The 13,070-nt window shown below is 40.5% G+C and carries 14 protein-coding genes; 10 read left to right on the forward strand and 4 right to left on the reverse strand.

Annotation, left to right across the window (positions count from 1 at the left end; genetic code table 11):
* Positions 1–15 precede the first annotated feature (15 nt).
* Positions 16–2,349 carry an SEC-C metal-binding domain-containing protein gene (locus NYE69_RS11650; protein ID WP_340926322.1) on the reverse strand — a complete coding sequence of 778 codons (2,334 nt, stop codon included), beginning with the start codon at positions 2,347–2,349 and terminating at the stop codon, positions 16–18.
* Between the two features lie 393 nt (positions 2,350–2,742).
* On the opposite strand from NYE69_RS11650, the gene NYE69_RS11655 reads away from it, so the two are divergent.
* The 4 genes from NYE69_RS11655 (at position 2,743) to NYE69_RS11670 (ending at position 5,534) form a co-directional block, all read left to right on the forward strand.
* Positions 2,743–3,009, forward strand: a complete 267-nt coding sequence (locus NYE69_RS11655; RefSeq protein WP_340926323.1) for a preprotein translocase subunit TatA — start codon at positions 2,743–2,745, stop codon at positions 3,007–3,009.
* A complete protein-coding gene (locus tag NYE69_RS11660) occupies positions 3,006–3,302 on the forward strand; it encodes a hypothetical protein (protein ID WP_251243957.1) in 297 nt (98 codons plus the stop codon). The genes NYE69_RS11655 and NYE69_RS11660 overlap by 4 nt, the downstream gene beginning before the upstream one ends.
* Positions 3,303–3,406: 104 nt before the next feature.
* Positions 3,407–4,150: a helix-turn-helix domain-containing protein gene (locus NYE69_RS11665; RefSeq protein WP_340926324.1), complete on the forward strand. Its 744-nt coding sequence runs from the start codon at positions 3,407–3,409 to the stop codon at positions 4,148–4,150.
* A 598-nt stretch (positions 4,151–4,748) separates the two neighbouring features.
* Complete coding sequence (locus NYE69_RS11670; RefSeq protein WP_340926325.1) at positions 4,749–5,534, forward strand: recombinase family protein; 786 nt, start codon at positions 4,749–4,751, stop codon at positions 5,532–5,534.
* 57 nt (positions 5,535–5,591) lie between these two features.
* Here the strand turns inward: NYE69_RS11670 and NYE69_RS11675 are convergent, their stop codons facing one another.
* Positions 5,592–5,714, reverse strand: a complete 123-nt coding sequence (locus tag NYE69_RS11675) for a hypothetical protein (RefSeq protein WP_340926326.1) — start codon at positions 5,712–5,714, stop codon at positions 5,592–5,594.
* Between the two features lie 116 nt (positions 5,715–5,830).
* Between NYE69_RS11675 and NYE69_RS11680 the strand changes: the two genes are divergently transcribed.
* A complete protein-coding gene (locus NYE69_RS11680; RefSeq protein WP_340926327.1) occupies positions 5,831–7,369 on the forward strand; it encodes a recombinase family protein in 1,539 nt (512 codons plus the stop codon).
* Positions 7,370–7,449: 80 nt separating this feature from the next.
* Here the strand turns inward: NYE69_RS11680 and NYE69_RS11685 are convergent, their stop codons facing one another.
* Together NYE69_RS11685 and NYE69_RS11690 are read right to left on the reverse strand one after the other, a co-directional pair.
* Complete coding sequence (locus NYE69_RS11685) at positions 7,450–8,940, reverse strand: recombinase family protein (RefSeq protein WP_185134725.1); 1,491 nt, start codon at positions 8,938–8,940, stop codon at positions 7,450–7,452.
* 2 nt (positions 8,941–8,942) lie between these two features.
* Positions 8,943–9,098 (reverse strand): hypothetical protein, encoded by a 156-nt coding sequence (locus NYE69_RS11690; protein ID WP_340926328.1) that lies wholly within the window; start codon positions 9,096–9,098, stop codon positions 8,943–8,945.
* 358 nt (positions 9,099–9,456) lie between these two features.
* Between NYE69_RS11690 and NYE69_RS33680 the strand changes: the two genes are divergently transcribed.
* From NYE69_RS33680 to NYE69_RS11705, 5 genes are all read left to right on the forward strand, one after another.
* On the forward strand, positions 9,457–9,636 hold the full coding sequence (locus NYE69_RS33680; RefSeq protein ID WP_185134724.1) for a helix-turn-helix domain-containing protein: 180 nt from the start codon (positions 9,457–9,459) through the stop codon (positions 9,634–9,636).
* Positions 9,636–9,839 (forward strand): helix-turn-helix domain-containing protein, encoded by a 204-nt coding sequence (locus NYE69_RS11695; protein WP_260410748.1) that lies wholly within the window; start codon positions 9,636–9,638, stop codon positions 9,837–9,839. Before NYE69_RS33680 ends, NYE69_RS11695 begins: the two co-directional genes overlap by 1 nt.
* A 439-nt stretch (positions 9,840–10,278) precedes the next feature.
* On the forward strand, positions 10,279–10,461 hold the full coding sequence (locus tag NYE69_RS33685) for a helix-turn-helix domain-containing protein (RefSeq protein ID WP_185134723.1): 183 nt from the start codon (positions 10,279–10,281) through the stop codon (positions 10,459–10,461).
* Complete coding sequence (locus tag NYE69_RS11700) at positions 10,458–11,528, forward strand: hypothetical protein (RefSeq protein WP_185134722.1); 1,071 nt, start codon at positions 10,458–10,460, stop codon at positions 11,526–11,528. Before NYE69_RS33685 ends, NYE69_RS11700 begins: the two co-directional genes overlap by 4 nt.
* Positions 11,529–12,170: 642 nt before the next feature.
* Positions 12,171–12,752: a recombinase family protein gene (locus NYE69_RS11705; RefSeq protein WP_101808206.1), complete on the forward strand. Its 582-nt coding sequence runs from the start codon at positions 12,171–12,173 to the stop codon at positions 12,750–12,752.
* Positions 12,753–13,070: the final 318 nt, after the last annotated feature.

The following is a 13,070-nucleotide window of genomic DNA, read 5'->3' on the forward strand; positions in this document are numbered from 1 at the left end:
TGTGTATTATTCTTTTCAATTGCCACAACATCTTTTAAATTTCTTTCCACTACCACATGGACATATATCGTTTCGACCAATTTTTTTAACTCCACTTTGTTTTTTAAATGATGCTATTCTTGATTCAGCATAATCAACTGACTTTTTTTCTATTTCCTCCATCCTTTCATCTGGTATGTCTCCTTTAGAAAGGAAAACAAAGTCCACGTCAACAAGTACATTATCTGTTGAATAAGTCAGAAAAAGACCTAGTCTTTCAATGTCACCCGTTCTAAGTAACGTGGCTAATATATAGTCACATGCATCCTGATTTGAAAAAGATGTAATACCCTCTTGCTTACAAGCAATGGTTATTTTCACTTCTCCAAACATACTTAGTGGCATAAATCTTCTAGTTTCACTTTGTCTTTTTAAAACAGTTTTAAGTTGTGCTTCTATCTGATCTCTTGTTTCCCTGTCCATATCAAGGATAGAACTAACAACTTTACATCTTCCTTTTTTAGCTTGTTTATCTATCAATTTAATAATATCTTCTATCATAGCAGGGATATGTTGGTTGGGCTTATCTGGATTTTCTCCGTCAAATATTAATTTCACAAAGTAGTTATCCAATTGTTCACGATATCCATTCCATAAAACTCGGTGTCCGCCATTTTCCCTTGCTCTAGTAACATAGTGATTATGCTCTATATACATGCCTAAATGGTCTAATTCATCAAATAATTCAATTTCTTCTGTTTGTGCAGCTTTATATCTTTGTTCAATAAAGTGTGCAAACATACTTGGAGAGTCAAAGTAGTCTATATAAACCCTTAAATCATCAACTGATATGCTCCAAACTGGTGTTAGGTTGAGTTCAACCCCCAGTGGAGTAAGTTTTGATGCTCTAGCTGCAAGAGAATTGAAATTATCGATAGTAATACCGCATATAGTTACTTGTCTAAAATCTGCACTCCTAAGATTGCGTATGGGGTTATGCTGTTCATCGTATATTGTGACTGTGTCAGCACCATATAAATAATCAATAAACCGTTTTGCCTGATCCCGCGGGCTTTTAATGAGAGTTTTAATTGACTGAATGTAGGCTGGAAAATCGGTACTAGGTGGTGTATATGTAAATGATCCCGCTTTAACTTCTATAACTATAAGATGGTCGTCGAATATGATTATTCCATCATTTTCGCACCATTCCTTCTTTCCTGACTTACCTGTATTACTAGGATAATAAATAGATCGGACTACTTCTGCTCCACTTAACAGATTACAAAATAATTTGAAGGGGAGTACTTCAGAAACTTCCTTCTGCTTTACGTTCCATTCTTGTTTATAATCTGGCTTCAGACGGAGTATTAGCCTTTGAATAACTCTGTACAAATTATCAAATAAACTATACAAATCAAAGCAGTAAAAATTATTATCAATATTAATAAAAGGCCTAATCTCAATAGGTAATCTTCTTAATGGCCACCCAGCATACTCTCCTGCTGCAAAAAAGTCAGTTTCTTCTCCAGGCTTCCAAGCTAATTCTCTTAACAATGATTCAGGTAATCCTGTTACTTTTCTAACATCGAACAGATCAAAACCAAATAACCTATTGGTTACAGATTCCTTTAAATCTCCTAAGCCTTTTTCATATACTACTGCATCCATTGCTTCTCTTGGATCACTAAATGTCTGTTCTATCGCTAATTTTTGCTCGACAGCTTCTAAAGTCTGTTCTCTCAACTCCTCCATATCTATCATTAGTTGATTAAATCCTTGCATTAAAGAAAATTGCAACTTTTTTATTCCGCTCAAAAATTCCTCAATCCCAATATCAAACAATTCAATAAATACATCATTATGTGGGGTTAATAAATCACGTAAATGCTCAATTTCATGAACAGCATACCTATCGCCTCTAACTGTAGTTCTTAATTCTTGAGCTTGTACATACAGCATATCGTACTCAGGATCATAATTAGGATCATTTTCTTTTAAATATGCACTGTGGGTCATATGAAAATAATGCAAACTACTGTATAGCTCAGATATCTTTGTTGATAACTCATTCATTACCTGGTCTTCTGGTTCTTCTCTATTTTCAATGGGGGGAGTTGATACAATTACACTTTGAACATAATCAACCATTCTTACGGCAACCGTATCATTGAAGTCAAACTGAAATTCAGAAGATTTATCAAGCATTGAAAACAACATCCCATAATAACCCTGAACCAATAATTGAAGAGGATCACATTTTATAACTAGACTACGAATACTGTTTACCAGTTCATCGATCTTTCTGTAGGTGTTCGGAAAATCACTTGCGAGCTTAATCATTAGAAGTTCATGCTCTTCCTCGCTCATGTTGTTCCTCATCACAACTGTATTTCCGAATTGGGCCATTTCCAATGGACCAAATGAAGTATATTGATCAGGTTTTTGGTTGCGCTTCTTTTTTTTTGACGATTTCCTCACACTCTATCCCTCTTCCTCTACCCATATTCCAATTATTTCTATTATACAAAATAGTAAGCATCATAACTACATTTGATGTGTTTCGGTGTGGATATTCACTCCTTAAAATAACGCACCACGCACCACAAACTGAAGAAAATTGATATAGCGAAGCTAAGCATTTTAAACTTGAATATGACAATTCCAAGAATTTGATCTGCCGAAAGAATACATTCCTATGTTATCTCCTATATCTGATTGCCTAATCTATATATAGACAAAAAGAAAAGGAGTTGAATTGAAATGACTCATCCAGTAAAAGAATTCATCGCAAAAACTCGTTTAACTCAAAATGCTTTTGCAGTATTACACGGTATATCATTCCAGAGACTTAAAGATTGTCTGTACGGCTATACTGCTTCAATTCCACAAAAAATCATTAGTGTCATGATTCAGAATGGCTACAATGCAAAAGATGTTCAGGCTCAGTATCTTAAATGGCGTAGGTGGAAAGCAGAACAAGAGCTTCACTCCCCCTCTGCCGCGACAGAAGGGAGAACGAATCCGTGAAAAGACTGCCGTTAGATACTGTTCTATCCCTGATGCGGCGTGAGAACGTGCTCGGTCATGGATTTGATCTTGACGAACTTGTCCAAATATTCGTCAAACACGTCAAAGACACGTTGTCACAGGAGCAAGTGGAGCTAAGCCTTGCTCATTACCTCGCCAAATCCAAGCACAATGATGTTGTCCATCGAAATGAAGTATTAGCGAAGGTTACTCAGTTCCTTAATCAGTACGGTTGGCAGTTATCCGATTATCATGCTGACTACTACAAAAAATATTTGCCGTTGTTTCGATAAATCTTCCCCGCCGTTGTGCGGGGTTTCTTTTTTGACAGCCTAAACTGTCAAATTTGCAAGTCGTATAGAGAAAGTAAGATAGATAACACAAGGAGGAAAAGACTATGAAATTGCCTGATTACTTGATGATACTTGCAGAAGGGGCTGATTTCGAGATTTGCAGCAATAGGGGATATGTTATAACCCCAAATTGTGTCAGAAGGTGTATTCGAGTACCACAAGAGGAGAAATTAGTTCTTTTCGAGATCTACAGCCATTACAACGAAGAAAAAGGCTATGCTTTTCCAACACAACAAACATTAGCCCTATATTTAGGAATTTCTGCTTCGACTGTCAGTAAACACCTGAAAAGCTTAGAGCAAAAAGGATTTATCAAAAGCAGGGGTGGGAAAGGAAAGTCCAAAATCTATTTCCCATCCTTTGATTTGAAGAATAACGTATACCTTATTCTTAGTGAGTGGTTCTTCTTTGCTATTAGTGTGATTAGAAAAAAACTCCATAATTCAATGGGCGCTGAGTGGGCAAATCAGTTGCTACAATTCGTTAATGTAAAAATCTCTACCGAGAATGACCTCTATGGTAAATTTCTAATAAAACTGCAAAAGGAAATGGGCTTTGCCTTTGAGGAGGATGTAATTTTGGAATTCTTGAACTGCATGAAAGAATATGTTGAACAATTAACCATGCAATCGCTAGATATAAACTGGGAAAAGGAAATAAAAACGGCAATAGAAAAAATGAAAGAATCGAAAAAAGGAAAAACCTACAAAAGAAAAAGCACAATGAACAATAGAAAACCAACTTTGTCATCTAACGATTATGATGACCCCTTTGATCTTCTGGGTTAGATGCCATTGAATATATAGAAGTTTATTGGTTAAATTTCAAAGGGTAATTTGCATTTTTGAATGTTAGCTTGCGTTAATGCACATTACCCTTTCATTTTTGAAGACATACCAATATCAGTTAATACTATCAGTTAAAACTATGAATTACTATTATTTAGACTACCGCTTTCGGGGGATAAAAAAAATCTACGAAGGAACTAAGAAAGAACTTAGCTGAAGATACCCAATCCGCTAGTACGATTATACCCCCCTCCTCGCAGTCGCGCACCAACTTCTACAGAAAATTTCCTGTCGGAATCATGCCGTCCCCCCGCCCGAGTGGGAAGTCCTTTCTTTTCCTAGGCACTGGGGGGTTATGAGGAATTTCCGCAGATTCGTTTTAAAAATAAATTTAAACCGCCTGTAATCCCCTTTACATGCTTCCTGTCTTGCGATTTATATATTCACACAGCAATTTGATTTCGCTCTTTGACAATTAAATAGGACAAGCCTGTGAACTGCCCCGCCACCCGCCCGCTTGGAGTTGGAGGATGCGCGGCGGCAGTTGATAATTGCAAGGGCGTTACGATAACTGTAATTTACGAAACGAGGGATAACTATGAAAAATCGTGTTGTCGGTTATGTCCGTGTTTCTACGAAAGGACAAGTCAAGGATGGCTATTCCCTTGGCTATCAGAAGGAAGAAATACAGCGGTTTTGTGACTCCAACAACCTTGAACTATTGGGCATTTACAAGGATGAAGGGATTTCAGGTGCTAAAGTGGATGAGGACGAGTTAACAATAGAACGCGAAGGGCTTCAAGAAATGTTGTCTGATCTGAAATGGCAGGATGTGAAATATGTTGTTGTCCTTAATACTTCCCGCCTTTGGCGTTCGGATATAGTCAAAGTGTTGATTCAAAGAGAACTTAAACGGAACAATGTCGATGTTAAAGCCATAGAACAGCCCTTCTACAGCATCAATACAAGTGACCCTAGTGATTTCCTTGTCAACGGCATGATGGAGCTATTAGACCAATATCAGAGGCTTGAGATAGCCTTGAAACTAAGCCGAGGGCGGCGTAAAAAGGCTCAACAAGGTGGATATGCTGGGGGACGGGCTGCTTATGGGTACAATGCAAAAAAGGGGCAGAAATCGATTGAGATCAACTGGGATGAAGCTCTAGCCGTACAACGATTGTTTGAACTTCGAGAGCTATTCCCGAAATGGTCATTGTCCGAACTCGCCTATCAGTTAAATTACGATGGCTATAAAACAAAGCAAGGTAGCCGTTTCACCAAAGTACAGGTAAAGCGAATCCTTGACCGTGAGGATTTCTACAGAGGATTGTATTCCTATGGGAATGTTGAAGCGCAGGGATGTCATACGCCAATTATCTCTTGAGTGTTCAAGCAAATAGAAGCATAAGAAAGGGACACTTAAAAGTGCCCCGAACCTTCACTATTCATTATCTGTATCATCATTTATAGAAATCACTCCAGACTTAATTAAAGCAATAACAAGTTCCTCCATAACATCTTGAAGGGACTGGTTGCCGACAAATTCATGTTGAGTAATATTCATTCTTTCCACCCCCTCATTGGCTCTATACGAGACAACACGGGGATTGTTAAGGCTTAACTTTGGTGGGGAGCACTCGTATAGCGAAATTAGAGACCTATATAGGAGGATTACTAGCTATGCGTTGTGCTGTGTATGCAAGGGTTAGTACAAAAAGAGATGAACAACGTAACAGTCTTGAGAATCAAATAGCGTTCACTACGGGTTTAGTAGCCGAAAAAGGATGGCAGTTAGTTAAAACGTATGTTGATGATGGGATTAGCGGAACAACTTTCTCAAAGCGTGAAGCCATTCAACAATTGATATATGACGCTAAAAGAAAAAGGTTCGATGTGGTTATCGCAAAATCAGTTTCCCGATTCGGTAGAAACTCAGTTGAGAGTATGACTGTAGCTGATGAACTTGAACGACTAGGCATCCGACTTATATTCCCCGAAGATAATTATGATACTAGTACGAGTGATACGAAGCTGATGTTTAGGCTGAAAGCCATATTAGCTGAGGAGGAAAGCCGAAAACTCTCAGACCGTATTAAGATTGGAAGGCAGACTAGTGCCCGTTTAGGAAAGTATCAAGCTTCATTAGTTGCCTACGGTTATAGACGAGGGGAAAACGGTCAACTAGCCTTAGACGAACAATACAGCCCAATCGTCAGAGAAATCTTTGACCTATACCTTTACAAGGGGTGGGGATGGTACAAAATCGCCAGTTATCTTAATTCACGCAAAATCCCAACTCCTAGAGCGGTATCAGGAGGTAGTAATGCAGGAACTATGTGGCATGAAAGTAGTATTCGAGTCATCTTGCAGAATGTCGTTTATACGGGAGCACTTGTACACCATCGAGAAGAAACTGTTGACTTCCTATCCAAAAAACGAAAAGCAATTGAACCTGAAAAGCAAGTTGTAATCGAAAATGCACATCCTGCCATTATAACGAAAGAGGAGCACCTTGCCGCCTTGGAAAAGATGAGAACAAAAGGCAGACATAAAAGTAATGGACAAGAAAGTCTCTTTGCTCATATTGCCTGTTGTGCTGACTGTGGTAAAGGTATGATGTTCCGCAAAGATCGAAACAGACAAGAAGGCGGGGCTTATGTTTGCGGCGGTTATGTTAAACATACATCTTCTTACTGCTCTTCTCACATTATAGGGAACAGAAAACTACGTCAGGCTGTAATTGATGACTTACAAGAACTAATCTCAAACAACTTGAAATTGGAGCAACTATATAGAGTTGTGGGCGGGGAAATTGCAATCCATCAAAACTCTTATACGAAAGAGCTACAAGGAGTTAATAATCAACTTGCCAAATTGGAAAGTGAATTCCGCTCCCTACTCACTTTGTTTCAACAGAAGGTTGTTGGTATTGAGCAATTTAGGTCTACCAACGAAGCCATCGAAGCCGAACGTAGGCGGTTAACTGAACGTAAGGTTGAGTTGGAAAGAATTCTCGAATCAAAGAAAGATACAGAACGCAATCTGCAAGATTTTCAACGTCAAATCAATAAAATAGCGAAACTGGACATTCATGACGAGCAGGTGCTGAAACAAGTCATCCAAAAACTCATTCATAAGATCGAAGTTCAAGTCGACGGTAACATCAAGATTCACTACAACATAGCCCGCCCCTTAAATATCGGGAATATAGGGGCGTGATAAAGCGGGGGATTACTCTTTCCCCCGCAAAGTTAGTAACACTGAGCACTCCACATGACTTGAGTGTCGGTCACTGTATTTTAAGCCGTAAGAAGAGCGGTGGCGGCAAACTTGTAATGAATGTTTACCGAACCATCCGCTTGAACTTCAATCCTTTCGACCAAACGATGTACCATTTCAGGAGTAAGTTCCTTAAGCTTCATGAAATGCTTGAGTTCTTTCTTCAATCGAGCAATGCTTTCCCCTGTACTTTTATTCCCTTGTTGAGACTGGAAGCCTTTTAACTGCTCCTGTAGGCTGTACAGTTCAGCATTTCCGCTCTCTGTTGCTTCCTTATACTCTATCTCAGTAATCGTACCACTCGCCAACAGTCTGATTAAACCTGTCTTTTGTTCCTTTAGCTTTTCAATGCGTCTTTGTAAAGACTGTATTTGCTTTTCTGCTTGCTTTCTTGCTTGTAAGGTCTTTACCTCAAGCCGCCCCATAATCTCGTTCTCATTAAGCATCTGAGCATTGTTACGAATGTCGGTTAGGATAACCTCAATGAGTTCCTTTTCCTTCACGCTATGCTGACTACAAACATGCTTTCCGTGCTTATAGTAGTTGCCGCAAACATAGCCTTTGCGATACTGAACATACCATAGTGCCTTTCCACAATCTGCACAGAAAAGATAGTTTGTGAAAAGGTGCTTCTTAGCTTTGGGCTTAGCTTTTTGCCGCTTTCGCCCCTTCATATATTGTTGGACAGCTTCAAAGTCTTCCCTTGAGATTATGGCTTGGTGGGCGTTTTCAGTAACGATTTGCTTTTCCCTTGGAATTTCTTCACGTACTTTTGACGTGACGCTAACTGTTGTCTGCCTTCCTTGAACCAAGTCTCCGACATAATGTGGGTTAGTCAAGATTTTCTTGATAGAAGTACCCTGCCAGTATAGCCCTGCATTTTTCTTGCCGACAACTTGGGCAGGTGTTGGACATCCTTCACGAGTCAAAGTTCGTGCGATTGCATCGAATCCTTTTCCCTCCAAGTACATTCGGAATATCCGCTTTACATTGTTGGGCGTGTCGTCCTCCGCAAGAATAAGCTTTCCGCTGTTCAGCCTGTACCCGTAAGGCGGAACCGAACCCTTGAACTCACCTTTTCTTGCTTTACTACTGAGGGCGGCTTTAATTCGAGTGGACGTTCGCTGTGATTCTTGCTCGTACATCCAAGCGTATAGCCCGAACATTTCCCCTTTACCCTCAAGCGTGTTGATTGCATTGTCTAAAGTGACAATATGAATACGGTTCTCCATCGCTATATCCCTAATTTGATAAGAGAGACCACCATTCCGAGCAAGTCGTGATAATTCTTTTGCCGCGATAACGTCAAACTTACGCTCCTTGGCATCCTTTATCAGACGTTGCAAATTTTCTCTTTTACCAGTTGTTCCACTCTCAACGTCAATATAGAAATCAAACACATCCCACCCTTGTTTTTCAAGGTACTCGTAGAACAAGCTTCTTTGATTCTGTAATGACGTTTTTTGCTCTTCTTTATCTGTAGAAACACGAATATAAACTGCACATCTCATAGTTACGCCGCTCCTTCACTATGAGATGTATTGGCGTTGCCTTCATTATACTGGGAATTGGCTTCTTGTTCTAGCAGTCTGTCAATTTCCGAGTACACGAGCGGCATAAACAAGTCTAGGAATATTGCTCCATCATCATAAGTGCGTTCTACATTCATTTTCTGCTCCCCCTTGAGCGTGTTCGCAGTAACCATCGCGCCGGGAGGGGAAAAAATTGCGGTTGGATGAATATTTTTTTTCAATCGGCATAACCTGAATCTTCTTATTAAATGACAGCCGTAATTATGTCTATTTGCAGATGAAATCAACAGATTTAACGATAACGAAGTTCCCACAAAGTGCAATAAAGCTGAAAAATTAGTTACCTTCGTTCTCTCTCCCCTTACTGAACTAAATGTCCCGTGTTTATCGGATAATTAAAGATTCTTCAATATTTCTACGCGCTTTTGTTAATCCTGCAATCCGCTTCCTTATATTGTGTATGTAACAATTTCACAACCGAAAGGGGCGGTCATCATGGAACGCTTATTCACCATCCGTGAAGTCATGGACATACTGCAACTATCCTATACAACGGTTTATGGCATGTGTCATAACGGACAACTCCCAAGTTGCAAAGTCGGTGGCTCAATTAGGATTCCTCAGGAAAGTCTCAGGAACTTCATCCTCAATAACACTACGGGAGGTCAGCAATAATGGAAGACATGAAAACGTATCTAGGTCGCTTGTATTCCGCCGATGAAGTCGCAAAGCTGTTGAGCATTGATATGAATACTTGCTACAAATGGCTTGGTGAAGGGCGGATTAAAGCAATGAAGTTAGCCGGGACGCTTTGGAGAGTTCGGGAAGCCGATTTAAGAGCGTTCGTAGAGCAATCAATCAATGAGGGGAGGCGCTAGGTCATGGGGAAGTATTACACGGTCTCGCAAATTGCATATAAGCTATCTGCTCACAGTCGTAGTCGAATGGTAAGCGAAGATGCAGTCTACGGATGGGTTAAGCAAGGTAAGCTACATGTTGAACGAATCCCCGGCAATATTCGGGGCGTAGGTAAATATCCATTCTGGATTGAAGAGTCTGACCTAAAGGCATTTCTACGGGAAATGAACTATGACGTTGATAGGCTCTTTCCTGACAATGACTAGCCGCCCGAACGGTAATGAACACAAGAAAGCCCCTGCTGAGTCATGGCAGGGGCAATAAGAAGGAACGTGTACCCTCATTATAGGAAATTCCCACTGCAACTGAACAATAGGTTGCAACGATTACTAGCACGAGAGGGTTATTTTTTTACCCTCTGCTGTCACTAACTTATACCATTCCAAGGGGGAACAGACCATGAAAGAGTTTTACACCCGAAAAGAAGCCGCCAAGGTTGCAGGAGTCAGCCAAAGAACAATTCTACGAGCAATACAAGCCCGTCAGCTTGACGCTGTTAAGTTTGGTGAAGGTAAGACCTGCTCGTACATGATAAGCCGGGAATCCGTTTCAGCGTATATCCAAAGAAGGGGGCGGAGATGATGACAGGCAGATTCATACTGTACCATAACGGGCACTTTAGATTAGAAAATGAAGTAGCTTGTTGTAGCCGCCTAACAGGGGATTCATTGAAGCTACTTGGGCTTATTATGAATCGGGTTAATACTGCTCAAGCCCAACTTCCAACAAAAGTAGCCTTGCCAAGACTCCTTCTAAAAAGAGTTTTTGGGAACAAGGATGACAAGACAGTAAAGAATTACGCCAAACGGTTGATGGAATACGGATTTATTGAAACCTTTTCCATGCAGGGCGGAGACAGGGGTGAGTTCGTTTTCAGTATTACTGACCGTCCTGAAAACAATCCGTTTGTGTTTCTCAGTCATGCTGAAAATGAAGTCATTGCTAACACTGAGTTATACAAAGGACAAAAAGCGGATAGCCTTCTACAAGCTTTTACAGCCGCTGTAAAAGTAGTAGAACATAATTATGCCGCTAGGCTTAAAAGCGCCGCTGAGAGCCATCGTGAGACGATTCTGACAGCATATCGCAATTACCTTAGCGAAGTACTTCAAGCTGATGGGAAGGCTTACGTTGGAACTAGACAAGTCAAACCAAAGACCAATAAAGCCAAGCCTGAACCAACTGAGACCGCCTTACCCGATGATGTGCAGTTATGGTCATATCCAGAGTTTGAGAGTCACTTCCTCAGTGAGTACCGAAAAGCAACAGGAAAAAAGCATCGTACAAAGAATCGTGAAGGAAAAACAGTGACGGATTGCATTAAGGAATTACAGCACCATTATCGAGACCTTGATCGAGCCGAACAAAAACCCACCATGAAAAAGCACATTGAAGCGTTCTTTGTATGCTACGACTCGAAGAAACTCAACCCGAGAGCCTTCTTCATGGCTGATTGCGATGTACTTTGCAAAGTCGAAGATTATCTAAAGACCGGACAGAAACCTATCGTGTATGAGGAACGGTCAATCAAAGACAAAAAGGGTATGAGCCAAGAAGAAATGAGGGCACAACAAGTACGAGAAGCCAAGCAAGAGCGTAAAGGACTCAGCCTTGAAGCCTTAGAACAGATACTTGGCGAGGGTAACTAATCAGTAGAGGAAAATAAATTCCATACACAAGGAAAAATATTTCCCTGTACATGGAATTTATTTTCCCTCAAATAGGAGATTCAAGGAAATATATTTCCCTTTCATACTCATTTTCCCTAGGTAAAACCTAGGCATTTTGCTCCCCTAATAACTTACCTTATAAGAATAGAGAATGAACTGAGAAGAAGTAGTACAGCAAGACAGTTGAATATCGTTGGCAGTTAAGTAACGGCGGCTGAATTGAAGTAAAGCTTTACCATCACTTCTTTACATTCTCCATTCTCCTCTGCTCTGATTTCACCAAGTGCGACACAGCCGCCTTTATCAAGGCTTTCATTGACCCAAAACGTTTACCAGTAAAAGGACAGACAAAGTTAGGTTTCACCTCTAATTGTGATGATTCCGCCCCCTTCGGGAACAGTACCCGTAGGAATACTGCTCTCGCCCCCTCTTTAACTTCCACTCAATTCAAAATCATGGTACGTAAACGATTGTTTATGGAACAGTCCACATTGTGTCTGTTTTCAAGGCAATTATGTAAGAATATCGGTTACGAAACTCGTTTCGAAATCTAATTTACGAAATAGTACGTTTATGATACAATCTTATTAAAGATACATAAACGAGAGGAACGAGAGAAATATGAGAATAGCTTACGCAAGGGTATCTACCGCTGACCAGTCACTCGATTCGCAAATGGACGCATTGGCAAAGTTCGGTTATGACCGAATATTCACAGAGAAAGCAAGCGGCGGAAAAGATGACCGCCCCGAACTTGAAAAGGCTATCGACATGCTTCGTGAAGGTGACACTTTCATTGTTTACAAACTTGACCGCTTAGCACGTTCGACACTAAAGCTAATAGCAACACTTGACCTACTTAAAAAGAAAGGCGTTGAGTTCGTAAGCCTTTCCGATAACATAGATACTTCTACAGCGGCAGGAAAGGCAATGTTCGGCATGATGGCTGTCTTTGCAGAGTTCGAGAAATCAATCATCCATGAACGTACAGTAGCAGGACTAGAAGCCGCTAGAGCACGTGGACGTAAGGGCGGTCGCCCTATGACGGATAAGAAGAAGCTAGACAAAGCAATCAAGCTACACGCGAGCGGAGAATTTACGGTAACACAAATTGAGGAAATGACAGGTGTAAGTAAGGGGTCACTTTATCGCGAACTCAATCGGAGAAAGCAAGAAGTAACACAAGTGACTGAAACAGTCTGAGAGCCGTTGAGCGGCTTTATACGGTCAAAGCTATGCAGAGCCACCCGGAAGTAAGAAGGCGGCTCTGTTCAGCTTCTAGGGCGGATTATAGACCCCACCCAGTGCCTAGTGATTCGCTTCTGGTTGACTTGCCTGAGTTTACCCTCGTCTGCTCCGTACAAATTTTTTTTGAATCGACGTTGTACGTACAGGGGCTTATAAGGCGACTTACTTATTTGCATACTTATTTTCAAAGTGTTATATTGATTTATTTACGGAGTTTAAAAAAAGTTTGTTTGTTCGGATTCTAGTTGATGTTTACAAGTGATAGAATAGATT

The organism is Paenibacillus sp. FSL R5-0527 (assembly GCF_038008055.1).
GTDB lineage: Bacteria > Bacillota > Bacilli > Paenibacillales > Paenibacillaceae > Fontibacillus > Fontibacillus macerans.

What these genes read in the sequence shown, in the direction of transcription:
- NYE69_RS11665 (WP_340926324.1), top strand. Translation starts at nt 3,407, where the DNA reads ATGAAATTGCCTGATTACTTGATGATACTTGCAGAAGGGGCTGATTTC.
- NYE69_RS11680 (WP_340926327.1), top strand. Translation starts at nt 5,831, where the DNA reads ATGCGTTGTGCTGTGTATGCAAGGGTTAGTACAAAAAGAGATGAACAA.
- NYE69_RS11705 (WP_101808206.1), top strand. Translation starts at nt 12,171, where the DNA reads ATGAGAATAGCTTACGCAAGGGTATCTACCGCTGACCAGTCACTCGAT.
- NYE69_RS33680 (WP_185134724.1), top strand. Translation starts at nt 9,457, where the DNA reads ATGGAACGCTTATTCACCATCCGTGAAGTCATGGACATACTGCAACTA.
- NYE69_RS11690 (WP_340926328.1), bottom strand. Translation starts at nt 9,098, where the DNA reads ATGAATGTAGAACGCACTTATGATGATGGAGCAATATTCCTAGACTTG.
- NYE69_RS11655 (WP_340926323.1), top strand. Translation starts at nt 2,743, where the DNA reads ATGACTCATCCAGTAAAAGAATTCATCGCAAAAACTCGTTTAACTCAA.
- NYE69_RS11670 (WP_340926325.1), top strand. Translation starts at nt 4,749, where the DNA reads ATGAAAAATCGTGTTGTCGGTTATGTCCGTGTTTCTACGAAAGGACAA.
- NYE69_RS11650 (WP_340926322.1), bottom strand. Translation starts at nt 2,349, where the DNA reads ATGAGCGAGGAAGAGCATGAACTTCTAATGATTAAGCTCGCAAGTGAT.
- NYE69_RS33685 (WP_185134723.1), top strand. Translation starts at nt 10,279, where the DNA reads ATGAAAGAGTTTTACACCCGAAAAGAAGCCGCCAAGGTTGCAGGAGTC.
- NYE69_RS11685 (WP_185134725.1), bottom strand. Translation starts at nt 8,940, where the DNA reads ATGAGATGTGCAGTTTATATTCGTGTTTCTACAGATAAAGAAGAGCAA.
- NYE69_RS11695 (WP_260410748.1), top strand. Translation starts at nt 9,636, where the DNA reads ATGGAAGACATGAAAACGTATCTAGGTCGCTTGTATTCCGCCGATGAA.
- NYE69_RS11700 (WP_185134722.1), top strand. Translation starts at nt 10,458, where the DNA reads ATGATGACAGGCAGATTCATACTGTACCATAACGGGCACTTTAGATTA.
- NYE69_RS11675 (WP_340926326.1), bottom strand. Translation starts at nt 5,714, where the DNA reads ATGAATATTACTCAACATGAATTTGTCGGCAACCAGTCCCTTCAAGAT.